Origin of the sequence: Micromonospora sp. RHAY321 (assembly GCF_023896955.1) — a bacterium.
Classification (GTDB): domain Bacteria; phylum Actinomycetota; class Actinomycetes; order Mycobacteriales; family Micromonosporaceae; genus Micromonospora.
In genome coordinates this window covers 583,908-608,138 of sequence record NZ_JAMHIW010000003.1, presented here as the reverse complement: position 1 = coordinate 608,138, position 24,231 = coordinate 583,908, and the positions used below count along the sequence as shown (strand labels likewise).

Annotated in this window: 25 protein-coding genes, 1 tRNA gene and 1 pseudogene; 14 read left to right on the top strand and 13 right to left on the bottom strand. The window is 69.2% G+C overall.

Going from position 1 to position 24,231, the window contains the following annotated elements:
* Window positions 1–325: 325 nt before the first annotated feature.
* From M8C17_RS10945 to M8C17_RS10925, 5 genes and pseudogenes are all read left to right on the top strand, one after another.
* Window positions 326–1,756 carry an N-6 DNA methylase gene (locus M8C17_RS10945; protein ID WP_252416286.1) on the top strand — a complete coding sequence of 477 codons (1,431 nt, stop codon included), beginning with the start codon at window positions 326–328 and terminating at the stop codon, window positions 1,754–1,756.
* Window positions 1,746–3,383, top strand: coding sequence for a restriction endonuclease subunit S (locus M8C17_RS31850; RefSeq protein ID WP_308209406.1), 1,638 nt, complete (start codon window positions 1,746–1,748; stop codon window positions 3,381–3,383). Before M8C17_RS10945 ends, M8C17_RS31850 begins: the two co-directional genes overlap by 11 nt.
* Complete coding sequence (locus M8C17_RS10935) at window positions 3,380–4,987, top strand: AAA family ATPase (RefSeq protein ID WP_252416285.1); 1,608 nt, start codon at window positions 3,380–3,382, stop codon at window positions 4,985–4,987. Before M8C17_RS31850 ends, M8C17_RS10935 begins: the two co-directional genes overlap by 4 nt.
* A complete protein-coding gene (locus M8C17_RS10930) occupies window positions 4,968–5,840 on the top strand; it encodes a hypothetical protein (RefSeq protein WP_252416284.1) in 873 nt (290 codons plus the stop codon). The genes M8C17_RS10935 and M8C17_RS10930 overlap by 20 nt, the downstream gene beginning before the upstream one ends.
* Before the next feature lie 317 nt (window positions 5,841–6,157).
* Window positions 6,158–7,131: pseudogene (locus tag M8C17_RS10925) on the top strand (tyrosine-type recombinase/integrase); the annotation flags it as partial.
* A gap of 85 nt (window positions 7,132–7,216) precedes the next feature.
* Here M8C17_RS10925 and M8C17_RS10920 read toward each other — a convergent pair.
* A tRNA-Lys gene (locus tag M8C17_RS10920) sits at window positions 7,217–7,288 on the bottom strand.
* Window positions 7,289–7,466: 178 nt separating this feature from the next.
* On the opposite strand from M8C17_RS10920, the gene M8C17_RS10915 reads away from it, so the two are divergent.
* On the top strand, window positions 7,467–7,769 hold the full coding sequence (locus tag M8C17_RS10915) for a hypothetical protein (RefSeq protein WP_252416283.1): 303 nt from the start codon (window positions 7,467–7,469) through the stop codon (window positions 7,767–7,769).
* 147 nt (window positions 7,770–7,916) lie between these two features.
* A complete protein-coding gene (locus tag M8C17_RS10910) occupies window positions 7,917–8,999 on the top strand; it encodes an NAD-dependent epimerase/dehydratase family protein (RefSeq protein ID WP_252416282.1) in 1,083 nt (360 codons plus the stop codon).
* Window positions 9,000–9,011: 12 nt separating this feature from the next.
* Here M8C17_RS10910 and M8C17_RS10905 read toward each other — a convergent pair whose 3' ends face one another.
* The 7 genes from M8C17_RS10905 to M8C17_RS10875 form a co-directional block, all read right to left on the bottom strand.
* Window positions 9,012–10,220, bottom strand: a complete 1,209-nt coding sequence (locus tag M8C17_RS10905) for a hypothetical protein (protein ID WP_252416353.1) — start codon at window positions 10,218–10,220, stop codon at window positions 9,012–9,014.
* A gap of 95 nt (window positions 10,221–10,315) precedes the next feature.
* Window positions 10,316–11,491 carry a GNAT family N-acetyltransferase gene (gene eis, locus M8C17_RS10900; protein WP_308209405.1) on the bottom strand — a complete coding sequence of 392 codons (1,176 nt, stop codon included), beginning with the start codon at window positions 11,489–11,491 and terminating at the stop codon, window positions 10,316–10,318.
* Between the two features lie 80 nt (window positions 11,492–11,571).
* The gene (locus M8C17_RS10895) at window positions 11,572–12,264 is read right to left on the bottom strand and encodes a hypothetical protein (protein ID WP_252416280.1); all 693 of its coding nucleotides are present in this window, start codon (window positions 12,262–12,264) and stop codon (window positions 11,572–11,574) included.
* A complete protein-coding gene (locus M8C17_RS10890) occupies window positions 12,261–13,106 on the bottom strand; it encodes an ATP-binding cassette domain-containing protein (RefSeq protein ID WP_308209404.1) in 846 nt (281 codons plus the stop codon). Before M8C17_RS10890 ends, M8C17_RS10895 begins: the two co-directional genes overlap by 4 nt.
* Window positions 13,103–13,441, bottom strand: a complete 339-nt coding sequence (locus M8C17_RS10885) for a PadR family transcriptional regulator (protein ID WP_252416279.1) — start codon at window positions 13,439–13,441, stop codon at window positions 13,103–13,105. Before M8C17_RS10885 ends, M8C17_RS10890 begins: the two co-directional genes overlap by 4 nt.
* A gap of 108 nt (window positions 13,442–13,549) precedes the next feature.
* Entirely contained in the window at window positions 13,550–14,269 is a 720-nt protein-coding gene (locus M8C17_RS10880) for a PP2C family serine/threonine-protein phosphatase (protein WP_252416278.1), read from the bottom strand.
* Window positions 14,270–14,331: 62 nt separating this feature from the next.
* Complete coding sequence (locus tag M8C17_RS10875) at window positions 14,332–14,892, bottom strand: helix-turn-helix domain-containing protein (RefSeq protein ID WP_252416277.1); 561 nt, start codon at window positions 14,890–14,892, stop codon at window positions 14,332–14,334.
* Between the two features lie 56 nt (window positions 14,893–14,948).
* Here M8C17_RS10875 and M8C17_RS10870 point away from each other — a divergent pair, with 56 nt between their 5' ends.
* On the top strand, window positions 14,949–16,244 hold the full coding sequence (locus M8C17_RS10870) for a benzoate/H(+) symporter BenE family transporter (protein ID WP_252416276.1): 1,296 nt from the start codon (window positions 14,949–14,951) through the stop codon (window positions 16,242–16,244).
* Between the two features lie 121 nt (window positions 16,245–16,365).
* Here M8C17_RS10870 and M8C17_RS10865 read toward each other — a convergent pair whose 3' ends face one another.
* From M8C17_RS10865 to M8C17_RS10850, 4 genes are all read right to left on the bottom strand, one after another.
* Window positions 16,366–16,737, bottom strand: a complete 372-nt coding sequence (locus M8C17_RS10865; protein WP_252416275.1) for a hypothetical protein — start codon at window positions 16,735–16,737, stop codon at window positions 16,366–16,368.
* Window positions 16,738–16,787: 50 nt separating this feature from the next.
* Window positions 16,788–17,039: a hypothetical protein gene (locus M8C17_RS10860; protein ID WP_252416274.1), complete on the bottom strand. Its 252-nt coding sequence runs from the start codon at window positions 17,037–17,039 to the stop codon at window positions 16,788–16,790.
* 79 nt (window positions 17,040–17,118) lie between these two features.
* Entirely contained in the window at window positions 17,119–17,580 is a 462-nt protein-coding gene (gene mscL / locus M8C17_RS10855; RefSeq protein WP_252416273.1) for a large conductance mechanosensitive channel protein MscL, read from the bottom strand.
* Between the two features lie 39 nt (window positions 17,581–17,619).
* Window positions 17,620–18,312, bottom strand: a complete 693-nt coding sequence (locus M8C17_RS10850; RefSeq protein ID WP_252416272.1) for a FadR/GntR family transcriptional regulator — start codon at window positions 18,310–18,312, stop codon at window positions 17,620–17,622.
* Window positions 18,313–18,491: 179 nt separating this feature from the next.
* Here M8C17_RS10850 and M8C17_RS10845 point away from each other — a divergent pair, with 179 nt between their 5' ends.
* Window positions 18,492–19,643, top strand: a complete 1,152-nt coding sequence (locus tag M8C17_RS10845) for an MFS transporter (RefSeq protein WP_252416352.1) — start codon at window positions 18,492–18,494, stop codon at window positions 19,641–19,643.
* Between the two features lie 13 nt (window positions 19,644–19,656).
* Here M8C17_RS10845 and M8C17_RS10840 read toward each other — a convergent pair whose 3' ends face one another.
* Window positions 19,657–20,013 (bottom strand): STAS domain-containing protein, encoded by a 357-nt coding sequence (locus M8C17_RS10840; protein WP_252416271.1) that lies wholly within the window; start codon window positions 20,011–20,013, stop codon window positions 19,657–19,659.
* 166 nt (window positions 20,014–20,179) lie between these two features.
* Here M8C17_RS10840 and M8C17_RS10835 point away from each other — a divergent pair, with 166 nt between their 5' ends.
* The 5 genes from M8C17_RS10835 to M8C17_RS10815 are packed head-to-tail and all read left to right on the top strand — an operon-like array spanning window position 20,180 to window position 24,231.
* Entirely contained in the window at window positions 20,180–21,040 is an 861-nt protein-coding gene (locus M8C17_RS10835; RefSeq protein ID WP_252416270.1) for an STAS domain-containing protein, read from the top strand.
* Window positions 21,040–21,450, top strand: coding sequence for an STAS domain-containing protein (locus tag M8C17_RS10830; RefSeq protein WP_252416269.1), 411 nt, complete (start codon window positions 21,040–21,042; stop codon window positions 21,448–21,450). The genes M8C17_RS10835 and M8C17_RS10830 overlap by 1 nt, the downstream gene beginning before the upstream one ends.
* Entirely contained in the window at window positions 21,447–21,863 is a 417-nt protein-coding gene (locus M8C17_RS10825; protein ID WP_252416268.1) for an anti-sigma regulatory factor, read from the top strand. The genes M8C17_RS10830 and M8C17_RS10825 overlap by 4 nt, the downstream gene beginning before the upstream one ends.
* Window positions 21,860–22,873 (top strand): SpoIIE family protein phosphatase, encoded by a 1,014-nt coding sequence (locus tag M8C17_RS10820; protein WP_374558042.1) that lies wholly within the window; start codon window positions 21,860–21,862, stop codon window positions 22,871–22,873. Before M8C17_RS10825 ends, M8C17_RS10820 begins: the two co-directional genes overlap by 4 nt.
* Window positions 22,870–24,231 (top strand): sensor histidine kinase, encoded by a 1,362-nt coding sequence (locus tag M8C17_RS10815; protein ID WP_252416266.1) that lies wholly within the window; start codon window positions 22,870–22,872, stop codon window positions 24,229–24,231. Before M8C17_RS10820 ends, M8C17_RS10815 begins: the two co-directional genes overlap by 4 nt.

Sequence of the window (24,231 nt, the reverse complement as noted above, 5' to 3'; positions counted from 1 at the left end):
GTGCCGGCTCGCTGTACCTGCCGCAGCAAGTCTGGCTGGCTGGGCTGTGAGCGACCCTGCGGTTGTGGCACTTACGTGTTCCGAAATCCTCTTGTATGCGCTGCTAAGACACGTCGCATGGAGACCAGCCAGACCTGCGACCGTTCGCTGTGGCGCAAGCGAGTTCCGTGGAGGGAACACATTCAGTCACTGAGAGTCACCGGCAAACGTAGGCGAGGCCCGACCCGCCGCGAACAACGTTTGGGGCACCTTATGCTACAGCGGTCACGCAGCCCTGGGGGCGAACCGGGTAGGGTCGCAGCGTCGGACGAGGTAAGGACAGGCTGTGAACGCGCAAATTCGCCAATTGGTACAGAAGGTATGGTCATTTTGTGACGTTCTACGGGACGACGGTATCACGTATCAGGACTACATTTCGGAGCTGAGCTGGCTTCTCTTTCTTTGTATTTCTGAACGAAGCGGTGGTTCCACCACCAACCGAATCCCGAGTGGTTTTCGTTGGTCCGACCTCGTTAAAGAGCCTGACTCTAATAAGCTCGACTTCTACCAACGTCAGCTGACGCAGCTCGCCCTAGCGGACGACCCCTTAACAAGCAGCATTTTCTCAACTGCCTCAACCTCTATAAGGCATCCGTCCGTCCTGGCGAAGCTGGTGGAGCTGATCTCATCCATCGATTGGCAATCCCTTGGCCAGCAAGCCCTCGGCGACGTCTACGAGGGACTGCTCGAAAGGAACGCGACGGAACAGCGCTCTGGCGCTGGCCAGTACTTTACTCCTCGATTCCTGGTCGACCTTATTGTGCGCGTTGTCGATCCCCAGCCCGCAGAGGTCGTCCAGGACCCAGCAGCAGGGACAGGCGGATTCCTAGTTGCCGCGGCGCGTCACGCATCGGCGATGGCCGGCGAGGCTACGCTCGCTGAATCCAGTCCAACAGGCAGTCCGAAATACGTCGGAATTGAACTCGTGCAGAGCGCACATCGGCTTTGTCTGATGAACCTTTTCTTGCACGAGGTCCGTGCAGACTTGCGGCTAGCTGATGCTCTCACAAGCACCGGTGCAGAACTTCCGCCCGCTGACGTTGTCCTTAGCAATCCACCCTTTGGGTCAAAGCGCGGTGCAGGCATCATCGCAAGGCCAGATTTGAGCCACGCAACGTCAAATAAGCAGCTGGCGTTCCTGCAGCATATATACAGAGCTCTCAAGCACGGCGGCCGTGCTGCGGTCATTGTTCCAGACGGCGTGCTCTTCGACGAGGGCGTCGGAAGAGACATTCGCCGAGAGATGATGAGCCTGTGCGACCGTCTGGTGGTCCTTCGCCTGCCGAGTGGGATCTTCTACGCCCAAGGTGTTAAGACCAACGTTCTCTTCTTTAGGAGAATCCCGGACGGCCAGAAGCCAGACACGGGCGTTTGGGTGTACGACGCGCGCTCCGGAGTCAACGCAAGGGCAAGCGACGGGAAACTAAACGAGCTTCTTGGCGAGTTCCAGGAACTCTATCGATCGGCAGAGTTCGGCGATAACCAGCAAGATACATCGCGCAGCGACCGTTACCGCCACTTCAGTGAGGCAGAGGTCATCGCTCACGCTCACCGACTTGATTTGGGAGTTCAGGACGAACAGAGCGCAATGACCGAGTCAAAGGACGTAGATCCGGCGGTGATTCTGCAGAACTTGCGCGCAACGCTTGTGAAAGTAACGGAGCTGACGGACGAGTTCGCGACCCTCTTCACTGACGGTGGTCCGGATGCAACATGACCTCCCTGCTCACTGGGAAGAGGCCTCACTAGCCGACTTAGGCTGGCTAACGAGTGGGCAGTCGCCCAGATCCGAAGCGGTCAACAGATCTTCGATCGGCACGCCATACGTCGCTGGGCCCGAGCAATGGGACGGCCGAGAGGTCCGCATCGACAGATGGACTACCGACCCCATTCGCATCGCGCCCCCTGGCAGTGTCTTCATTGTGGTCAAGGGAGCAGGGGCCGGAAAGGTCTTCCCTGGGGTTCATGCCGCGATCGGTCGCGACCTTATGGCCTTTACACCCTACAAGCCTCTGCTTCCCGCCTACTACGCCCTGGCTCTTGGCGACCAGGCGCAGCTGCTCATTAGCCGCGCTCGCGGCCACATTCCGGGTCTTACCCGAAAAGACCTCCTAGAGTTGCGGCTCCCCGTTCCGCCTGTTACCGAGCAGCAGAGAATCGCAAATCTCGTCGCGGCCGCTCATTCCAGGCTTGGCGAGGCCAATGAATTTATCCGTGAGTCGGAAGTAACGGCGCAGAGGCTACAAGGAGCCTTATTCCGTCGAGCCTTTGACGGTCGTCTAACGGAACCATGGCGCACCAGCCAAGCAAACCGGGCCACTTTGGCAACGAAAACCTCTGCTACACCTCAAGATGAGGGATCTGCTTCGATCGGCTCATCTACGACCCGCCTTGGCAGATTTGGGATTGCTCTCGGCCCCAAGCCTTTGGCCGACGTCCCGCCGGCTTGGGCCTGGACCCGACTGCAAGACGTTGCAGACATGCGGACAGGCCATACACCTAGCCGCCGTGTGCCCGAGTACTGGGACGGCGACATCCCCTGGCTTGGAATTCCGGACGCAAATCGCAACAACGGCGGAGTGGTGGAGGACACCGCGCGGCAAATCACTGACGCCGGGCTGGAAAACTCCTCGGCGGAGCTTCTGCCAGCTAACACTGTATGCCTTAGCCGCACGGCGTCTATTGGTTATGCCGTGCGACTAGGACGTCCGATGGCAACTAGCCAGGACTTTGTAAATTGGATTTGCTCCGTTCATGTGGACGCTCGTTGGCTGCAGTTACTTCTCCTCGCAGAAAGGGATTCGCTCCGGTCCTTCGGTAAGGGAAGTACGCACAAGACAATCTATTTTAGAGATTTCGATGAGTTTCATGTTTTACTTCCGCCAATCGAGGAGCAACGCGAAGTAGCTCGGCTCCTTGAGTTGGGAATCTCGAAGCTAGAAGCCATCCAGGACCTCCTTGTGATGGCTACACGGACCGCCGAGGAGTTGGGTGCCGCTTTCGTGCGTAGCGCGTTGCGTGGCAAGTTCACACAGGCGGTCCCCGAAGGGGAAGAGCGCTCATCGCTCCTCGGACAACTGGAGATACCGATGGAAGGTGCGCCGCGACGCGCGAAGGGCTCGTCAGCAGAGGGATCTGCCTCAACTCCCAGTCCCACCGCCGGTCCGCTCTTGTTAACCATCTTGACCGAGTCCGGTGTCGGCTTGACCCCTGAGCAAGCGTTTAGAGCCGCGGGATACAAGAGTGACGAGGTCGATGAGTTTTACCGCGTCCTTCAATCGCTCGTGTCCGACGGCAAAGCCGTGTACGCCCGTGAAGCCGACTTGATTCGAGCCGTTCGATGAAGATACTCGAGCTGTCACTTCCGAACTACAAGAACTTGCGCGGCTTTGCAATTAAATTCGATAGTCGTTCCTCAACAGCGGTCCTCGTCGGCAAGAACGGTGTCGGAAAGTCCAACCTGATTGAGGCTATCGTTCGGATCTTCAGGGACTTGGACGCAGGCCCGGGCCGATCACGCACAGACTTTCCTTATGCTATCGAATACTCTATTCGCGGCCGGACCGTAAGAATCACTCACGATCCGGCAGCCGTACGTAGCCATACGACTGTATGGATTGACGGGCAGAAGGCAACGCTACGCACCCTGACTGCCCATCCGAGCAGATCCCTCCTGCCCGACACAGTCTTTGCCTACTACTCCGGACCGAGTAACCGCCTAGAGTCGATCTTCGATGCTCCTCTCGCTGAGTTCAGAGACGCGATGATCAGGCAGGATGCGTCTGCACGTCAAAGGTTGATTTACGGCCGCCTGATTCACAGCCAATTTGTGCTCCTCTCGTTCCTTGCGGAGCGCTCAATCGATGACTTTCCGTTCCTGCAGCGTGAGCTTGGCATCGAGGCGGTAGAGAGCGTGCTGTTCGTCATGAAACAGCCGTACTGGGCGTCGCGGAAGCAGGGGCCAGCCCGAAAGAGCGAGTTTTGGGGCGCCGCGGGCGTTGTGCGGAATTTTCTGAGCAAGCTGTATGACTCGGCCCTTGCTCCACTCCTGCTTGAGCAGAGAACGCCGTTCGGCATTCGGCAGACCAAGACCTTAGAGCACCTCTATCTGTTTCTTTCTACGCAGGAAGCCTTGGCTGGTTTTGCAGAGCGGTTGTCATCCGGCGGCTCCGCTCCACGAGCCCGGGAGCTGTTCACGACACTGGAGAGCGCCTTTGTATCGGACTTGATATCTGACGTGCGGGTGCAACTCCGAAAGAGAAACGTCGACGGGACTGTGACGTTTGCTGAACTTAGCGAAGGCGAGCAGCAACTTCTCATGGTTCTTGGCTTGCTTCGCTTTACGAAGGAGGAGGAGTCTCTCTTCCTTCTCGATGAGCCCGATACACATCTGAACCCCGCTTGGAGCCTGCGGTTTCTAGACCTCATCGAGGAAGCTGTGGGTGACCGAGGCGAGAGCCAGCTCCTTATGGCCTCTCACGATCCTGTGGCCATCTCCTTGTTGCGCAAAGAGCAGGTACGTCAGTTAGCAGTTGGCGAGGATGGCCGGATCGCGGCGTTCCAACCAGACGAGGACCCCGTACGGCTGGGCGTCGGTGGCGTCCTCCTCAGCGAGTTGTTCGGCTTTAGGTCGGTCCTTGCGCCCGAAATGACGAAGCTCCTAGAGCGACGAGATCGCCTACGGCTGAACCGTGGAAGGCTTAGCGAGGCTGAACTTCTGGAGCTGGCGGAGCTTGAGGAGTCGCTTCGACAGGTGGACTTCTCGGCCCTTCATCCAGATCCGCTGTATGCCAGGTTCTTGCGCGAGGTGATGTCGCAGGAGGATGCGGAGTTGGCGGCTTCGCCGGTTCTGTCTCGAGAGGAAGTCTTGGACCAAAAGCGGCTGACTGAGCAGGTCGTGCGCGAGATCAGAGCGGAGGAGGAAGCCGGTGATCTGGATCTGCCTTGATAACCTGGGATTTCCAGATGGCTGGGCTGAGAAGCGCATTAGTGGCGAGCAGCTGCTCGCCGCCTGCCGAGATGCGGCGGCCCGCAAAGATCTGTTAGACGGTCCGTTGGCAAAGATCTGGCGGGCGCTGGCGGAAAAACTTGCGGAACTCTCACACGACAAGTGCTGGTATTGCGAGACTCCCATTGCGCGAGATGATTTTATGGTTGACCACTACAGGCCAAAGGGCAAGGTTCTGGAGGACGCACAGCATCCCGGTTACTGGTGGCTCGCACTAGACCCCAGGAATTTCCGCTTAGCCTGTCGCTACTGCAATGAGAGAAGGGTGGATCGGCGAGGTGGAACGGACGGCGGCAAAGCGGCCCACTTCCCGCTGATGGCAGGAAGTCGGCGCGCCTTTAGGGACGACTATTGGGAGGACGAGGATCCCGTACTGCTCGATCCGACGCGCGTTCTGGATCCTCCCCTGATCGCCTTCCTTAGCGATGGAAGTCCGACGCCGAGTGACGTTGAGGATGACAACCCGGATAGTTTCCAGCGCGCAACTTACTCGATAGAGATATATCATCTGACGCATAGCCGGCTTATGATTCAACGATCCCTCATTGCTAACCAGGTCACTGAAGCAGTTAGGCGGGTCGACGTAGCGTACAGGCGCTACCTGCGAAAGGGACAGGCGGGACTGCCTCCGGATGAAATTGCGGGGGCTCGGTCGGCATATCGCGATGCGGTCGACCGTCTCGCAGCGTATGGCGCTGCAAGATCGCCATACGCAGCTGTCGCTCGATCAGTAATGAAGCAACAGCGCAGCGACGATCGGGGCTACCTGGATGTGATACTCCAGTCGCTGTAAGCTTCACCAGGAAGATGCATTTCTCTCCAGAGCCGTACGCCATCCCGTCTGCCGTCGACCCGCCCTTCTGGGGAGCGGACCGCCGCCGGCCCGCCATGTCAAGCGGACCTTGACGGCTCGTACGGGCGCTGGCGGGTTGGGCGGCGGTCTGCTCGGCTTGCCCGGGTCGATGGCGGGCGGGATGGCCTACCACAACCACCCACGGACCCGGCGGCTGCCGACGATCTTCGGCCATCCTGGAGCCGGAGCGTCCCCGCCGGAGCGTCCCCGCCGGAGGCGCCCTAACCGCAGCCCCGCGACCGCCGCCAGCTCGCCGACCGAACCTGGCTCCGGGCAGCTACGTCACCTACGAGGTGGCGGTACGGCTGTACCTGGCTCCGGGTCTGGGTAAGAAGCGGCTCGACAAGCTGCGGGTCAGCGACGTCCAGACCTGGATCAACGCCGTAGGCCGGACCTGCCAGTGCTGCGCCCAAGGCAAGGACACTCGCCGCAAGCCGGCACAGCGGCGCTGCTGTGCGCTCGGCCAGTGCTGCCAGAATCTCCCGTCGGCGACCAGCATCGCCCACCTGCGGACGGTGCTGCGGACGATCCTGTCCCAGGCCATTACCGAGGGCCTGATCTCCCGCAACGTCGCCTCGCTCGTGAAGCTGCCACCGGTCCGGTCCCGCAAGCGCAAAGCCTGGTCGAGTGACGAGGCTCGACGGTTCCTGGAGTCGGCCCGCGCCGACGATGACCCGCTCTACGCTGCCTATTCCTAGTCCTGGTGCTCGGCCTTCGGAAGGGCGAAATGCTGGGATTGTCGTGGGCTGACGTCGACCTCGATGCGGCTGAACTCACCATCGACCGGCAACTCCAGCGGGTGGGCGACCAGCTCCTGCATCGGGAGACGAAGACGGCCGCCTCCGATGCCACGCTGCCGCTGCCGGACATCTGCGCCGTGGCGCTCGGCCGCCGCCGCGACACCCAGGTCGCCACCATCGAAGCTGCCGGCCCCGTCTGGCAGCCGTCGGATCTCATCTTCACCACACGTTACGGCCGGACGGTCGAGCCCCGTAACTTCAACCGGTTCTGGGACCGACGCTGCGACGCGGCCGGAGTCCGGCGGATCACGGTTCGGGACGCCCGGCGGACCTGCGCCTCACTCCTGGCCGACCTGGACGTGCGCCCTCGGGTGGCCATGCAGATCCTTCGACACGCGCAGTTCGCCATCACGATGGAGATCTACACGGTGGTGTCCTCGGCGGCCACCCGCGAAGCGCTCAAGCGACTTGGTAAGGCGCTCGACCGATGAACGGCCTACTGCTGTACTTCGCTGCTGTACCGGCCTTGATCGCGTCTAAAACGACCCCGGTCGGGGCCGCTGACCTGCGGAAGAGTGGGCCGCCAGGGACTCGAACCCTGAACCTATGGATTAAAAGTCCACAGCTCTGCCATTGAGCTAGCGGCCCGCGCGCTCAGGTTACCCGACACTGCCGGCCAGCGACTCTCGGCTTCCGGCCACCCGTCGATGCCTGTGGCCCGCGCAGGCCATCCGTCGATCAACACGGCGCCCGGGTGCCCGGCTGGTCCGGTCGAGCCGGATCAACCGGATGCATGGGTGCGGTTCGGAGGGGAATCGGGACAGGCATGAGGATCAGCGGGACTCCGGCGGTGGCGGCGTCGGGCGAGGAGATCGGGCCGGACGGCGTACGCGAGCCCGGTGGTGAGGTGCACGCCTGGCTGCCCGGCCAGAACCAGACCGTCTGTGGGCTGGCGCTCAGCCGGACCCGGTTGCGTCGCTTCCCGCACGTGCGCTTCGACTACTCGGGCACCGACGTCCTGACCGAGGCCGACCCGGTCGGCTGGATCTGCCCGCGCTGTCTGGCGGCGACGACCGGCCGACGCGGCAAGGAGAAGCACGGCTGGGTCCGGGACTCCCCCCGCCCCTGATCAACTCGGTATCCCGGAAGTCGGGCTGTCCAGCCCACCGGGACCGCCCGACTTCCAGGATGTCGAGTGGATCAAGCCGCGCCGCGCCAAGCCGCGCCGGACCAGGTCGGGCGGTTGGCGGGCCGCTGGACGGGTACGGGGTCGGACATGCGGATCGTGGTGGTGGGGGCGAGCGGCAACGTCGGTACCGCTCTGCTGCGCCGGCTGGGCCGGGAGCGGGGCGTGGATCTGGTCGGGGTGGCTCGGCGGCTGCCCGGGCCGGAGGCGGGCGAGCCGTACGACCGGGTGAAGTGGCACTCCTGCGACATCGGCGCGCCGGGTGCGACGGGGAAGCTCGTCGAGGTGTTCGCGGGCGCGGACGCGGTGGTGCACCTGGCCTGGCAGATCCAGCCCAGTCACGACCAGAGGGTGCTGCGGCGGACCAACGTCGACGGCAGCCGGGCGGTGTTCGACGCGCTGGTCCGGGCCGGCGTGCCGGCGCTGGTGTACGCCTCCTCGGTCGGCGCGTACGCGCCCGGCCCGAAGGACCACCCGGTCAGCGAGCGCTGGCCGGCCACCGGGGTTGCCGGCTCGTCGTACAGCGAGCACAAGGCGGAGGTGGAGGCGCTGCTGGACCGGATCGAGCAGAGTCACCCGACGCTCCGGGTGGTGCGGCTGCGACCCGGGTTGACCTTCCAGCGGGATGCCGGCGTGGAGATCACCCGCTACTTCCTCGGCCCGCTGGCACCGGTGCGGCTGCTGCGCTACGGCCGGATCCCGCTGGTGCCCAACAACCGCCGGCTGCGGATGCAGGCGGTGCACGCCGACGACGTGGCCGACGCGTACGCCCGGGCGGTTCTGGGTGACGTGCGCGGCGCCTTCAACGTCGCCGCGGACCCGGTGCTGACCCCGGAGCTGGTGGCCCGGCACTTCCACGGGTGGACGGTGCCGGTCGCCTCGCCGGTGCTACGGGCGGCGGCGGCGCTGACGTGGCGGACGCGGTTGCAGCCGGTCGACCCGGGGTGGGTGGCGTTGGCCCTCAACGCGCCGCTGATGTCCAGCGAGCGCGCGGAGGCCGAGCTGGGCTGGCAGCCCAAGATCACGGCGCTCACCGCGCTGAAGGAACTCTTCGCCGGGATGGCCGACGGTGGCCACACCGGCAGCCCGCCGATGTCCGGTGCGTCGGACCTGCCCGGCCGCCCGGCCGGCCTGCTCCGCGCCCGCGTGGCGGGCCAGGGCAACCCCTACTGAGGTACGCCGGGGTCAGCTAAGCTTGGAGCCGGTGACGGTCGGGTTGCGGGCGCCGAGGAAGAAGATGCCGGGGAAGCCCCGGGTCTCGAACTTGCCGCTCGGGTTGCGGCGCAGGGTGGACTTCTCGATCGTCATGGTGCCGGTGCGGTTGTTGCTGACGAAGAAGACCGCGCCGCCGCCCTCGTTGGCCTTGTTGTTCTCGATGATGGTGCCGGCGATCCGCACGGTGAACTCGTTGCCGTCGCAATAGATCGCGCCGCCGCTGCCACCGCCGGGCGTGCCGGACTTCGCCGGGTTGGCGCCGCTGCCGATCGCCTCGTTGTGGCTGAGCACACTGTTCAGCACCACCCACGAGACGCCGATGCTGCTCAGCGCGCCCCCGTTGGAGCAGGAACCGCCCTGGCCGGCGGTGCCGCCGAAGGTGCTGCCCACCACGTACACCGGCTTGTTCTCGTACTGGCTGAGCACCCGGATGGCCGCGCCGCCCAGGTCGGGGCCGGTGCGGTCGCAGCGGTTGCGGACGAAGCGGGAGTTGACCACCTTGAGTCGCCCGCCGCGTACGAAGATCGCCCCACCGCCGCCGCCCTCGGCCCTGTCCCCGGTGGAGTTGCCCTCGGCGAAGGTCAGGTTCTGCACGGTGAGCTGCGGATGGTCCTGGTTCTGGCAGTGCGAGGTGGTCCAGCCCTGGGCCTCGTCGCAGGTGTTCATGTAGAGGATGCGGCGCTGCCCCTGGCCGCTGAGCGTGACTGTGCCGCCGCCGTCCAGCACGACCTTCGCCCCGTTGGCGTTGCGGACCTTCGCGGTGGCGGCCATCTTGATCGTCACCGGGGCCGGCCCGCAGTTGAAGGTGATGATCCCGCCGGCGGCGACGGCCTTCACGACCGCCGCGGAGGTGCAGCTCGCCGGGGTGCCGGTGCCGATGGTCCGGGTCGGCTTCGACGTGTCGACGGCCCGTCCCTCGGCCGGCACGGTGGCGTTGCCGTTCGGGTTGCCGGCCGCGAGCGCCTTGCCGGCGGGGGTGGCCGGCTTCGGGCTCGCGCTGGCCCCGGGGCCGCCGAGACCGTCCCGGCCCGCCGGCGCGACGCCCTGGTCAGCGGTCGACAGCGCCGCCGGGTCGCCCGAGGAGCCGGGCTGCGAGGCCGGGGCCGGGTCGCTGGGCGCGCAGGCGGGCAGGGTCGCGGTGGCGACACCGAGGACGAGGAGGGCGGCAAGCGACGTCATGCGCACCCCGTGATGCTAGGAGCCGGGACGGCGTCCGGGCGAATTCGCCATGCCGGCTTAACCAGCTGCTAAAACTCGGCTGCCCGGCGACAGGCTCAGAAGTCGGCGAAGACGTACGGGACCCGGCGGGGGAAGATGCCGCGCAGCTCGGTGGCCGCGTCCGCCGGCACCTCACCCAGCCCGCGCAGCGGCAGCTCGGCCGGGTCCAGCACCCCGTACGCCAGGGCGGAGAGCCCGGCGGCGGTCAGTGTGGCCGTCGGCGTCCGGCCGTCGGCGTCCGAGGTCACCTCCAGCGACCCGCTCGTGCCGTCCAGCAGGTGGCTGCCGGCCAGCCAGCGGTCACCGGTCAGCTCGATGCGGACCCGGCCCGGCCCGGCGGGCAGCCCGTGCAGCGCGGCCACGGACAGCAGGCGGGCCATCGGGGCGGACGATCCAGGCCGGGCGGCCCGCGCCTCGACGTGCACGGCCAGGTCGGTCAGCCACAGCTCCGGCAGCTCGTCGGGCGGGACCTGGACGGTGATCCGGTCGACCTGGTCGACGTGCCGGGAGAAGAACTGCAGCAGCAGCGCCCGGGCGAGCGGATCGGCGTACAGCAGCTCGTTGCCGATGAGCGTGCCGCCGTGGTCGTCGATCCGGTACGTGACCGCGCCGGTGACAGCGTCGCCCACGCGGGCGGTGAGCAGCCAGTGCTCGTCCCGGTCGCGCAGCCCGACGGCGCGGTACTCCGGGAAGACCGAGAAGCCGTGCCGTTCCCGCAGGCAGCGCTCGGTGAACCCCCGCCACGCCGGATAGGCGGCCCCGATCCGCTCCCAGCGCACCTCGCCGGGCAGTTCGAGGCGCAGCAGCGAGCCCAGGTCGGCGGTGGCGAAGGTGACCGTGCGCGGCTTGGGTAGCCCGGCATAGCCGAACCGGGCGTAGAAGCTGGGCCGGAACGGGTAGAGCGCGCTGAGCGCGTGCCCCTCGTCGCGCATCTCGTCGAGGAGCTGGTGCAGTAGCGTCCGGACGTGCCCCTGCCTGCGGGCCAGCGGATGGGTGGCCACCCCGGCGACACCGGCCATCGGCAGCACCGTGCCGCGCAGGTTCTGCCGCATCGGGATGGCCGAGGCGGCGGCCAGGGTGCTGCCGCCCTCCTCGACGATGAGCGTCCGGTTGTCCGCCTGGTAGGGAAGGTAGTCACGGAACGCGTCGACCCGGGCGGCACCGAGCGGTGACGACTCGAAGGCGTACGCGGCCAGCGGAAAGCTGGTGGTCAGGCGTTCATCGGCGGTCACCCGGCGCACGGTCATCCGACCATCTCAACCTGCCGGGATGGTCGGAGCAACCGGATTGGCGCAATCCGCCAGCGCGCCGGTCAGCCGACGGGCAGGTGCCGCAGGTGCCGACGGCGGCGCAGCCGGACGCTGGCGACGGCGGCCACGCCGAGGACCAGCAGGGTGGTGACGGCGAGCCCGTGCAGCGCCCCCCGGGACAGGTAGCCCTCGTCGGTGTGGTCCACCGCCCAGGTGGCGATCTCCCGACTCGACCAGAACGGCGTCAGTTTCGCCCCCGACCCGGCCGGGTCGATCAGCATCTGCACGGTCACCACGGTGAGCAGCAGCAAGGTGCCCTCCAGCTCCCGGGGCAGCAGCGCGCCGATCAACATGCCGAACGGCGCCGCCACACCGACGGAACAGAGCATCGCCGCGGCCAGACCGGCGTAGCGCAGCTCCGCGCCGTCGACCAGGGGCAGCAGGAAGAACGGTACGGAGATCACCAGCCCCACCGTCCAGAGCCCCAGCATCCGGCCCAGATAGAGGTGGTGCGGGCGGTAGCCGGCCAGCCTCAGCCTGGGCTCCAGCTCACGGGCCGCGGTGGTGGCGAAGAGCGCGGCCGTGCTCACCGCCCAGCCCACACCGAGCAGCAGCGAGCGGACCGACTGCCCGAGGTAGGCGTCCCGCCGGATCAGGTAGAAGGTCAACGGCATCAACAGCAACAGCAGGAGTACGCCCCGACGCCGCAGCAACTCCCGCAGGGTCATCTCGGCGACGGTGAGGAGCCGGTTCACGGGTGACCTCCCTGGACGCCGGGCGCGAGCCACCCGGACTGTGGTGTCGGGGTCAGGTCGAGCACGGTGTCCACCCGGTCGAGCTGGTTGAGCAGGTGGGTCACCACGACGATCGCCTTGCCCGCGTCGCGCAGCCGGGCGAGCTGATCCCAGAAGTTGACGTAGGTGCCCTGGTCGAAGCCCTGGTACGGCTCGTCGAGCAGCAGCACGTCCGGATTGCTGAGCGTGGACATGGTCAGGTTGAGCTTCTGTCGGGTGCCGCCGGAGAGGTGCCGGGCCAGCATGTCGCCGCCCGCCTCCCAGCCGAGCTGTCGGGCCGCTGCCCGTCCGGCGCGGCGGGCGGGCCCCCGGGCCACTCCCTGACCGGCGCCGACCAGCACGAAGTGCTCGTCGGCGAGCAGGAAGTCGGCGGTGCCACCGGACTGCGGGCAGTAGCCGAGCCGCCCGGAGATGGTCACCTCACCGGCGTCGGGCGAGACCAGCCCGGCGCAGATCCGCAGGAAAGTGCTCTTGCCGCAGCCGTTCGCGCCGACCACCGCGGCGATCTGTCCGGCCCGGACGGTCAGCGTCGCGTCGCTCAGCACCGTCCGCCGGCCGTACCGCTTGGTGATGCCCCGGGCGTGCAACCGGACCGGCCCGGGGCGCGGTCCGGGCGCGGTGCCGATGCTCTCCACGATCGCGGCCGCGTACTGGTGGGGTGGACCGAAGACGACCCACGGGTCGCCGCCTCCCTCGCGCAGGTGTGTGGCGGCCTCGGCGACCACGTGTCGGGCGGCGTCCGCCGCGACCCGGCGCTGGTGCAGCTCGGCTGTGAACGTACGCAGCCAATCGTCGGCGTTCACCCGGCGACCCCCTTCGTGACGACGTCGCTCACCGGGGCGACGAAGGCGAGCCAGGCACTGCCGCCCTGGCGCAGCGCCTCCCGCCCGTCGTCGGTGAGCCGGTAGTACTTGCGGGCCGGCCCGGCGGTGCCCTCCCGCCACTGCGCGGTCACCAGGCCGGTGCGTTGCAGGCGCAGCAGCACGGGATAGAGCGTGCCGCCCTGGATCGGCCCGACTCCCGCGGCGTCGAGCGCCTGGGCGAGCTGGTAGCCGTACGACTCGCGCTCCCGCAGCAGGGCCAGGACGCAGATGTCGAGCACCCCCCGCAGCCACTGCCCGCGCCGGTCGGAATCCACCCGGCGGACAGTAGCGGCATCAGCTAGATGGCACAACTACCTAGTGGGTCGATCGGAATCGCCACGGCGGGCCGTTCGCCCATCGACCAGGTCGGACCTGCGGCCGGGTCAGCGGGTCATGACGTCGGAGACGACGACGGTGACGTTGTCGGGCGCGCCCGCGTGGTGGGCGAGCTTCACCAGTTGCTCGCCGCACTGCTGGCGGTCGGAGTACATGCCCAGAGCCGCCGCGATGGCCTCGTCCTCGACGTAGTCGGAGAGGCCGTCGCTGCACAGGAGCAGCCGGTCGCCGGGGCCCACGGTGAGCACGCCGACCGCCGGTGGGGTGTCGGCGCCCTGCACGGCCCGGGTCACCAGGGACCGCTGCGGGTGGTGCCGGGCCTGCTCGGGGGAGAGTGTGCCCTGGTCGACCAGTGCCTGGACGAACGTGTCGTCCCGGGTGAGCTGGGTGAGCTCCCCGTCGCGCAGCAGGTAGCAGCGGGAGTCGCCGACCTGGGCCAGCACCAGCGTCTCGCCGGCCAGCAGTGCCGCGGTCAGCGTCGTACCCATGCCCTCGCGGGTCGGGTCGACGGTGATGGCGGCGTGGATGCGCTGGTTGGCGGTGCTGACCACGGCGCGTAGGGCATCGGCGGCCTCGTCGGGCTCGGTCGGCGGCGCCAGCTCGTCCAGGATCCGGATCACGATCTCGCTCGCCACCTCACCCGCGGGCAGCCCGCCCATGCCGTCGGCGACGGCGATCAGGCGGTCACCGGCGAGGGCGGAGTCCTCGTTGTTGGTCCGGATCAGTCCGATGTCGTTGAGGATGGCCGAGCGGAGGATCAGCGTCATGGGGTCCAGCTTGCCAAGAACACCCCACCGCCGTCTCTACGCCCACCGCCTATGTCGAGAAATCAGCGGCGCGGATACCGCAGCAGCAGACTGGCGGCGACCTCGTCGTCGCCCACCGCGGTGTAGCTGTGCGGCACGTCGGAGACCCAGCGGAGGTGACCGCCGGCCGGCGCGGTCAGCGGCGCGTCGGCCGGGCCCGCGCACAGGACACCGGCGAAGACGGTGACGTGTTCGGTGACCCCGGGCTGGTGGGCGGGGGAGAGCTGCCCCGGTCCGGGCGCGACCCGCATCCGGTACAGCTCGTAGGTCGCGTCGGCGTCGGTGAACACCTCCAGCAGGGTGGCGCTGACCGCGGTGCCGTGCACGGTGGGCTCGGCGGCCGGCTCGGCCAGCACGGCGGTCAGCGGCACGCCGAGGTGCGCGGTGACCGCCCAGAGTGTCTCCAGCGTCGGGTTGCGGGTGCCGCGCTCCAGGCCGGAGAGCGTGGCCTTTCCGACGCCGGCGAGTCGGGCCAGTGTGGACAGCGAGATCCCCCGCTCCTCGCGGAGGGCGCGGACCCGGCGGCCCACGACGGCGGGATCCACGTCGAGGCCCGGACGGCGGGCTGGTGGTGGGTGCGGCACCCGGCTATCGTGCTACACGCTGTTGTTCCGTAAACGGAACAGTCGGGAGGATGGGGATGGCCGGACGCACGCAACCGGTGCTGGCCGGCATGGTGACCGCGCTGGTCGGCTTCGCCAGCTCGTTCACCGTCGTGCTGGCCGGGCTCCGGGCGGCCGGCGCGTCGGACGCACAGGCGGCCTCCGGCCTGCTCGCGCTCTGCGTGGCGTGCGGGCTCGCCGCCGCCTGGCTGGGCGTACGGCACCGGGTGCCGATGAGCGTGGCCTGGTCCACGCCGGGTGCGGCGCTGCTGGTGGCGACCGGGCCGCCGCCGGGTGGATGGCCGGTCGCGGTGGGCGCGTTCCTCGTCTCCGGTCTGCTGATCGTGGCGGCCGGGTTGTTCCCGCCGCTCGGCCGGACGGTGGCCGCCATCCCGAAGCCGGTCGCCGGCGCGATGCTCGCCGGGGTGCTGCTGCCGCTGTGCACGGCGCCGGTCCGCGCGCTGGTCGAGCTGCCCGCGGTGGCCGGTCCGGTGGTGGTCGCCTGGCTGCTGCTGCACCGGTTCGCCCGCCGCTGGGCGGTGCCCGGCGCGCTGCTGGTGGCGGTGGCGGCCATCGCGCTGACCGCACCGCCGGCTGGCCTGGCCGTCGGGGAGCTGACCCCGTCGGTCACCCTGACCGCGCCGGCGTGGAACGCGTCCGCGCTGGTCGGGCTCGCACTCCCGCTGTTCCTGGTCACCATGGCCGCGCAGAACGTACCCGGCATGGCGGTGCTGGCCGGCTACGGCTACCGCCCGCCCTTCGGCGCCGCGCTGCGCGCCACCGGCCTGGCCAGCCTGCTGGCCGCCCCGGCCGGCGGGCACGCGGTGAACCTCGCGGCGATCACCGCCGCGCTGGCCGCCGGCCCCGACGCGCACCCCGACCCGGACCGCCGGTGGGTCGCCTCGGTCACCGCCGGCATCGGCCTGGCCCTGCTCGGGCTGGGTGCCGGCGTGGCCACCGCGCTGGTCGCGGTCGCCCCGCCCATCCTCATCGAGGCGGTCGCCGGGTTGGCGCTGCTGGGAGCCCTGGCCACCGCACTCGCCTCGGCGGTGACCGACCCGGCGACCAGGGAGGCCGCCGTGGTCACCTTCGTGGTGACCGCGTCGGGGGTGACGCTGGTCGGTGTCGGTGGCGCGTTCTGGGGGCTGGTCGCCGGCTGCCTGATGCTGCTGCTCTTCCGCCGCCGCCCACCCGCCGCGCCGAACCAACCCGCATCGGAGGTGCCTCGGTCCGAGGCGCCGGTCGACCCGCTGCCGGCGGTGCCTCGGCCCGAGGCGCTGGCCGAGCCGCTGCCGGCCGCCGGTCGGCCTGGGTCCGACTCCCTTTCGAGCTGAATCGCTTAGGACATCACGCTGGCTGAATCGTTTACGACATCAGCTCCAAAGGCGACGGGTGCCGGTACCCGGACCCGTCGCCTGGGCAGGCAGCGTCGAGGACTGCGCTGCCCGACCGGAGCTACTCCTCGGGAGGGAGGTCGGCCACGCCGACCGTGAGGAGCACCCGGCCGTCCGTGACGGCGGCGATCCGGTCGGCCGGGACGTACACCGCGCCGGTCCCGGCCAGCTCGGTGGAGACCTTCAGGTAGCCGCCGTGCAGCAGCCGGGCCGCCAGGTCGGCCGGGACCTCTGGCTCGTCGACCGCCGTGGCCTCGATCAGCTCGTCCAGGCTGCTGCCCGGATCGGCGGTCGGCGCCTGCACGGTCACCGCGTTCGGATCACCCCGCTGGACGAGATCCACCGTGCCGACCTCGGCGCCGGCGGGGTCGATCACCGGCATCCCCGTGGTGATCCGCGAGATGGTCGCCTGCTGCTCGTCCTGGGGGTTCATCCCATCGCGGTTCCCGGGGCGGTACGCCGCTAAACGCTGTCGTCTACCGCTCAGCCGTTCGTCGGGGTCCAGCCGCCCGGTGGGCGCGGGGACAGCTCGCGCCAGGTGTCCGGGCCGTCGAGCAGTGCCCGTACCGTGTCCTCGGCCTCGTCCGCACTGCCGTACTCGTAGAACCGGGAGATGCCCTCGGCGCCGCCGGCGCGCTGCTCGACGTGCCACCGGTCGGCGTCCACCCGGAGGAAGACGTCCCGCCGGGCCAGTCGCCCCCATTTCCCGTTCCACCAGTGCTTTCGCTGCTCCATGGCGGGACTCTATCGAACACACGTACGAGAAGATGCGGCCCCTGCGGGATTCCCGCAGGGGCCGATGTGCATCCGTCGGTCAGCGCGGTGCCGGCGGCTCCGTGCGGCGGCCCAGCACGTCGTCCAGCGCCCCGCGCTGCTGGCCCGGAGTGGTGTGACCGGCGGAGACCAGCGCGTCCCGGATCTCGGTGAGCAGCTTGACCTCCTCGCTCGGCGCCGCCGGTGGCGGCTCCTCGCCCCGCTGGCGCCGCTCGGCCAGCTTGTTCATCGGGAACACCACGAAGAAGTAGAGCACCGCCGCGGTGAGCACGAACGTGATGAGGGCGTTGAGGAACCCCGCCCAGTCCATGAAGTTGCCCTTGCTGATCTCCCACTGACCAGCGAACTGGTCATCCCCGCCGCCGACCAGCTTGATGATCGGCTTGAGGAAGGAGGTCGTGAGAGCGGTGACCACGCCGGTGAACGCGGCGCCGATCACGATGCCGACCGCCAGGTCGACGACGTTGCCGCGCATGATGAAGTCTTTGAAGCCCTTGAGCATCCGTACTCCCGAGGTGTCCGGTTTTCCGTCCGGCACAACCTATGCCCCTCCGGCGGGCTCCAGAAAAGCGCCGGCTTCGATCGCCGCCAGCGCCGGGTCACCGGCCCGGATCGCCTCCACCAGTCGGGTGTGGTCGACGTAGCGCTCGGGTGTGAGCACGTCCCCCATCGCCTGGGCGACGGTGCTGCGCAGGGCGGCGCCGACCGAGGCGTACAGCTCGGCGAGCATCGCGTTGTGCGCGGCGGCGACCACCGCGGTGTGCAGTGCCGCGTCCGCCTCGACGAACGCGTCCACCCGACCGCCCTGCCAGGCCGCCTCGCGCTCGGCGAGCGCGCCGTCGAGCGCCGCCAGGTCGGCCGGGGTACGCCGTAGGGCGGCGAGTCGGGCGGCCTCCACCTCGAAGGCGCGCCGCACCTCGATGACCTCGGTCATCCGATCGTCGCCGAGCTGTCGGGCCACCACCGGTGCCAGCTCGTCGGTGGACACCACGTACGTGCCGGAGCCCTGCCGGCACTCCAGCACGCCGGCGTGCACCAGGGCACGGACGGCCTCACGGACGGTGTTGCGCCCGACGCCCAGCGCGGCGACCAGTTGCGGCTCGGTGGGGATGCGGGCGCCGACCGGCCACTCGCCACCCAGGATCCGGGCGCGGAGCTGCTCGATGGTCTGCCGGACGCGGTGGCCGCGGGGCGGCACCGGCGGCGCGGAAGCGGAATCGACCGACGGTGGCACTGGTTACATCACCGGTCCCAAATTCATCCCATGATTGTAGGTTAGAGGTCATGACCCCGCCACCGACCGCCGCTCCGGCGCCCCCGGCCCCCGTCGCCGTCACTCCCGGCCCGGCGCTCGACCCCGGCGGGGGCCGACGGACGCACCCGGCGACCGGCGGAGCGCTCGTGCTGGTCGGGATGCTGCTGGTCGCGCTCAACCTGCGCGCCGCGGTCACCAGCCTCGGCGCACTGCTCGACGAGGTCCGCGACGGGCTGGGTCTCTCCGGAACCACCGCCGGCCTGGTCACCACCCTGCCGACCATCGCGTTCGCCGGCCTCGGCGCGCTCACCCCGTGGCTGGTCCGCCGCGTGGCGCCGGCCCGGGTGCTGGTGGTCGCCATGCTCGCCCTCGCCACCGGCCAGGTGCTCCGGGTCGCCACCGACTCGACCTGGGTCTTCATGATCACCAGTGCGCTGGCGCTGGCCGGCATCGCGGTGGCGAACATCCTGCTGCCGATGCTGGTCAAGCAGCACTTCCCGCACCGCACCGGCCTGGTCACCGGGGCGTACACGATGGCTCTGACCGTCGGCACGACGGTGGCCGCGGCCTCCGCGGTGCCGATCGCGCACGCCTTCGGGTCCTGGCGGGCGGGGCTCGGCGTCTGGGCCGGGCTGGCCGCGGTGGCCGTACTCCCGTGGGTGCCGCTGGCGCTGCGGGCGCGGGCGGCCGCACGGCGGGCAACCCCGACGGCGGCCGTCTCCCCGCCGGCGCGGATCCGGCCGGCGCGGACCCGACTGGGCTGGGCCATGGCCATCTACTTCGGCGCCCAGTCGCTCAGCGGCTACGCGATCATGGGCTGGCTGGCCCAACTGTTCCGCGACGCCGGCTACCAGCCGGAGTCGGCCGGGCTGCTGCTCGCCGGAGTGACCGCGCTCGGCGTGCCCATCGCCCTGGTGATGCCCACCCTGGCCGGCCGGCTCGCCACCCTGCGCCCCCTGGTGCTCGGGCTGACCGCCGCGTCCACGCTGGCCTACCTGGGGCTGGCACTCGCCCCACACGGCGCCGCGCTGCTCTGGGTGACCCTGCTGGCCATCGGCCAGGGCGCGTTTCCGATGATCCTGACCGCCATCGGTCTGCGCGCCCGCACCGCCGAGGGAACCGTCGCGCTCTCCGCGTTCGCACAGAGCACCGGGTACGTGATCGCCGCCCTCGGCCCGCTGATGGTCGGCATCCTCTACGAGGTCACCGGCGGCTGGAGCGCGCCGGTCGGATTCCTGCTGGTCGCGCTCGCCGTGCAGGCGGCGGCGGGCATGGCGATCGCTCGTCCCCGCTACGTCGAGGACGAGTGACGAGCGACAGCGGTCAGGAGGAGGCCGGCGACGGTTCGCCAGCGACGGCCTGATCCACCGTCGGATAGGTGTGCAGCACCTCGACCAGGCCGCTCACCTCGAGGATGCGCAGCACCCCCCGCTGCGGGGCGGCCAGCCGCACCACGCCGCCGGCCTCGTCGCAGCTGTTCTTGGCGCGGACGAAGACCGACAGGCCGGTCGAGTCGCAGAACGAGACATCCGCCAGGTCGAACACCAGCCGGTTACGGCCCTTGTCGAGCAGGTCGGTGATCTGGTCCTGCAACTGAGGTGCGGTCGCCATGTCCAGCTCGCCCGCGACCGACACGACGACCACGTCGCCGCGCTGTTCCGTGTGCACCGTCAAGGACATTCGCCAGACCTCCTGTTATCGGGGGAACGGTATCCCACGAACGGGGTCGAACGCAGAACGGGAGCCGGGATCCGGTGGTCATCATCATTCCGTTGCTACGGGGCAAGTAGTTGATCAGCCCCCGGTGATAGAGTCCGCCCCGTTCCAGGTCGAGGGGGTTTTCGCAATGGCGTTGAGCGCCGAGGAAAGCGGTCGACTCGCCGCGCTGCTGAGCGGGCAGGCCGAGCGGGTCACGCACCGATGGACGGAAACCGTCGCCGGTTCGTTGCGCGGCCGACTGAGTCAGGCGGAGCTGCGCCGGCAGGTCCAGGACCTGCACCAGGCCATCGTCGACACCGGCCAGCAGGGCGCCATCGACCTGTCCGCCGACACCGCCGCCGAGCTGCGCGCCACGCTGTCCGAGCTGTCCCGTGGCCGGGCCCGGCAGGGCTTCTCCGCCACCGAGACCGCGATCAGCATCTTCGCGCTGAAGGACGTGCTGGTCGAGCTGGTGCAGGAGGCCGGCGGCGACAACGCCCTGCGCGACTACGTCGCGTTCTCCGGGCTGGTCGACGAGATGGGTCTGTTCACCTTCGAGAGCTTCGTCCGCACCCGGGAGAGCCTGATCGCCGACCAGGCCGAGCAGCTGCTCGAACTCTCCACGCCGGTGGTCAAGCTCTGGGAGGGCGTGGTCGCCGTCCCGCTGGTCGGCACCCTGGACTCGGCCCGGGCCCAGGTCGTGATGGAGCGGCTGCTGCAGACCCTGGTCGACACCAGCTCCCCGTACGCGATCATCGACATCACCGGCGTACCGGCGGTGGACACCCAGGTCGCCCAGCACATCCTGAAGACCGTGGTGGCCGCCCGGCTGATGGGTGCCGACTGCATCATCTCCGGCATCCGCCCGCAGATCGCGCAGACCATCGTCGCGCTCGGCATCGAGTTCGGTGACATCGCCACCAAGGCGAGCCTCGCCGACGCGCTGCGCCACGTGCTGCGGCTGACCGGCGTGGAGAGCACCCGTCGACAGCCACGCCGGGACGCCTGATGGAACGGGTTCCGATCCTCAAGATCGGTGACATCCTGCTCGTCTCCATCCAGCTCGACATGTCCGACCAGACCGCCGTCGCGCTCCAGGAGGACCTCGCCGAGCGGATCGTCGTCACCGGCTGCCACGGCGTCATCATCGACATCACCGCGCTGGACATCGTCGACTCCTTCGTCGGGCGGATGCTCTCCACCATCGCGTCGATCTCCAAGGTGCTCGACGCCGAGACGGTGGTGGTCGGGATGCGCCCCGCCGTCGCCATCACCCTGGTCGAACTGGGGCTGTCGCTGAACGGAATCCGTACCGCCCTGAACGTCGAGCGCGGCATGGAACTGATCGCGGCGGCCCGCGCCGACGAGCTCGAGTACCAGCTCGACGATGATCCGGACGCCGAGACGGCCACGCCGTGACCGCGGGCGTCGACCTGGGCCCGCAGGCGCAGGCGATCCGGAGTGACGAGGACGTGGTGCGCGTCCGCCAGTTGGTTCGTGGCGTGGCGGTGGCCGTCAAGCTCTCCCTGGTCGACCAGACCAAGGTGGTCACCGCGGCGAGCGAGCTGGCCCGCAACACCCTCGTGTACGGCGGCGGCGGCTCGGTGGAGGTGACGACCGTGGACAACGGGCGGCGCCGGGGCGTGCGCATCGTCTTCGCCGACTCCGGGCCCGGCATCCCCGACCTCGACCTGGCCTTCACCGACGGCTACACCACCGGCAGCGGGATGGGCCTCGGGCTCAGCGGGGCCCGGCGACTGGTCGACGAATTCGAGATCGAGACGTCGGCGGAGACCGGCACGCGTATCACGGTCACCAAGTGGTCCCGGTGAACGGCGACGCGGTCACCGACAGTGGCATCTGGTTCCGGGTGGAGGCCGGCAGCGCGGCCAGCGCCGTCCGGCGTGCCGCCGAGCGACTCGGCGAGCAGATTCAGCTGGGCCAGTCGCGCATCGCCGACCTGGCGATCGTCGCCGCCGAGCTGACCAGCAACCTGGTCAAGCACGCCGACGAGGGCGTCCTGCTGCTCCGGCCGGTACGCCGGGCCGGTGAGGCGGGCGTGGAGCTGGTGGCGATCGACTCCGGGCCCGGCATGGCCGACCTGACCGTCTCGTCGCAGGACGGGCACTCCACCACGGGCACGCTCGGGATCGGCCTGGGTGCCATCGTCCGACAGGCCAGCTGGTTCGACGCGTACTCGCTGCCCGGTCGGGGCAGCGTCCTCGCCGTGCAGGTCTGGCCGGCCGAGCCCGCCCGGCCGTCCTGGGCCGGCGCCCTGACCCGGCCGCTGGCCGGCGAGACGGTCAGCGGTGACGGGTACGCCGTCCGGGTCGCCGACGGGCGGCACCAGGTGCTGGTCAGCGACGGCCTGGGGCACGGCCCGCTGGCCGCAGCCGCCACCGAGGCGGCGCTCGCCGCGTTCCGCGACGCCCCGGCCACCCCGCCCGCAGCGGTGGTGAGCCACCTGCACCGGGCCATGTCGTACACCCGCGGGGCGGCCCTGGCGGTGGCCGAGCTGGCGCCCGCCGACGGCATGCTGCGCTACGCCGGGCTGGGCAACATCGCCGGCGTGATCGTCGAGGGTGACGGTCAGCGCCGAGGGCTGGTGTCGCTGCCCGGCATCGCGGGGCACCAGCGGCCGGCGGTCCGGGAGTACGACTATCCCTTCGCTCCGGGCGCCCGGCTCGTGATGCACAGCGACGGAGTGGTCGACCGCTGGCGGTTGACCGACTACCCGGGCCTGGCGGAGCGATCCCCGCTGGTGATGGCCGCGACCCTGCTGCGCGACGCCGGGGTCCGGCGCGACGACGCCTGCGTGCTGGTCGCGAGGTCCTGGGCATGACCGAGGAGCCGGCCGGGCTGCCGCTGCTGCAGATGGCGCTGCGGGTCGAGCAGGACATCTTCGTGATCCGCCAGCGCGGCCGCGAGGTGGCCGCCGTGGTCGGCCTGGAACACCAGGACCAGGTCCGGATCGCCACCGCTCTCAGCGAGGTGGCCCGGGACCTGCTGCGGATGGTCGGAGGCGCGGACGTCTCCTTCCACATCGACGCGGGCGTCGACGGCCGCTTCCACCTCCGCGCCGACCTGGCCCCGGTGGCCCCGCTGCCCGACGGCCGGTTCGAGCCGCAGTCCGGCGCCGTGTCCCGACTGGTCGACACCTTGAGCGTGTCGACCGTCCAGGGGGTTACGGTCGTGAGGATGTCCCGACGAGTTCCGGCCAACGCGCCGACGCCGACCCCGGAGCGGCTCGCCGAGTTCCGTGCCGAACTCGGCCGTACCGCGCCGTCCAGCGCCCTTGATGAGCTGACCGTCCAGAACGGGCAGCTCATCGCGGCGCTCGACGAGGTGCGCAGCCAGCGCGACGAGCTGGCCGTGCTGAACGAGGAGCTCGCCGAGACCAACCGGGGCGTGCTGGCGCTCTACAACCAGCTCACCGAGGAGCTGGAGGAGACCAACCGGGGTGTGGTCGCCCTCTACGCCGAGCTGGACGAGAAGTCGGCCCAGCTGCGCGCGGCGAGCGAGTCCAAGAGTCGGTTCCTGGCCAACGTGAGCCACGAGCTGCGCGCCCCGGTGACCGCGATCATCGGGTTGGGGCGTCTGCTCGCCGACTCCGCCTCCGACCCGCTCACCACCGAGCAGGCCCGCCAGGTCGATCTGATCCGGTCCTCGGCGGCGGACCTGCTCGGGCTGGTCAACGAGCTGCTGGACCTCGCCAAGGCGGAGTCCGGCCGGATCGAGCCGGACTGGGCGGAGGTGGACCTGCGCCCGCTCTTCGGTCAACTGCGTGGCACGCTGCGCGCGCTGGCCACCCGGCCCGGGGTGGAGCTGGTGGTGGAGGAGCCGCCCGCGCCGGCCGTGCTGCGTACCGACGAGGTGCTGCTCGGCCAGGTGCTGCGCAACCTGCTGCACAACGGGCTGAAGTTCACCGAGCGCGGCGAGGTGCGGCTGCGGGCCCGGCAGAGCGACGACCGGTGGAACTTCTCGGTCATCGACACCGGCCCCGGCATCGCCCCGGAGCTGCACGACCGGATCTTCGAGGAGTTCTACCAGGTGCCGGGGGCGACCCGGGTCGGTGGCACGGGGCTCGGCCTGCCGTACGCCCGACGTCTGGTGATGCTGCTCGGCGGGACACTGGAGCTGACCAGCGAGCCCGGCCGGGGCAGCACCTTCACCGTTTCCCTGCCCGTGGGCGGAGCGTGA

Bases quoted from the DNA above. Each gene is read 5' to 3' on its own strand.
- M8C17_RS31850 (WP_308209406.1), top strand. From the start codon at position 1,746: ATGCAACATGACCTCCCTGCTCACTGGGAAGAGGCCTCACTAGCCGAC.
- M8C17_RS10935 (WP_252416285.1), top strand. From the start codon at position 3,380: ATGAAGATACTCGAGCTGTCACTTCCGAACTACAAGAACTTGCGCGGC.
- M8C17_RS10915 (WP_252416283.1), top strand. From the start codon at position 7,467: ATGAGGATCAGCGGGACTCCGGCGGTGGCGGCGTCGGGCGAGGAGATC.
- M8C17_RS10910 (WP_252416282.1), top strand. From the start codon at position 7,917: ATGCGGATCGTGGTGGTGGGGGCGAGCGGCAACGTCGGTACCGCTCTG.
- M8C17_RS10905 (WP_252416353.1), bottom strand. From the start codon at position 10,220: ATGACGTCGCTTGCCGCCCTCCTCGTCCTCGGTGTCGCCACCGCGACC.
- M8C17_RS10880 (WP_252416278.1), bottom strand. From the start codon at position 14,269: ATGACGCTGATCCTCCGCTCGGCCATCCTCAACGACATCGGACTGATC.
- M8C17_RS10870 (WP_252416276.1), top strand. From the start codon at position 14,949: ATGGCCGGACGCACGCAACCGGTGCTGGCCGGCATGGTGACCGCGCTG.
- M8C17_RS10865 (WP_252416275.1), bottom strand. From the start codon at position 16,737: ATGAACCCCCAGGACGAGCAGCAGGCGACCATCTCGCGGATCACCACG.
- M8C17_RS10860 (WP_252416274.1), bottom strand. From the start codon at position 17,039: ATGGAGCAGCGAAAGCACTGGTGGAACGGGAAATGGGGGCGACTGGCC.
- mscL (WP_252416273.1), bottom strand. From the start codon at position 17,580: ATGCTCAAGGGCTTCAAAGACTTCATCATGCGCGGCAACGTCGTCGAC.
- M8C17_RS10845 (WP_252416352.1), top strand. From the start codon at position 18,492: ATGCTGCTGGTCGCGCTCAACCTGCGCGCCGCGGTCACCAGCCTCGGC.
- M8C17_RS10840 (WP_252416271.1), bottom strand. From the start codon at position 20,013: ATGTCCTTGACGGTGCACACGGAACAGCGCGGCGACGTGGTCGTCGTG.
- M8C17_RS10835 (WP_252416270.1), top strand. From the start codon at position 20,180: ATGGCGTTGAGCGCCGAGGAAAGCGGTCGACTCGCCGCGCTGCTGAGC.
- M8C17_RS10830 (WP_252416269.1), top strand. From the start codon at position 21,040: ATGGAACGGGTTCCGATCCTCAAGATCGGTGACATCCTGCTCGTCTCC.
- M8C17_RS10815 (WP_252416266.1), top strand. From the start codon at position 22,870: ATGACCGAGGAGCCGGCCGGGCTGCCGCTGCTGCAGATGGCGCTGCGG.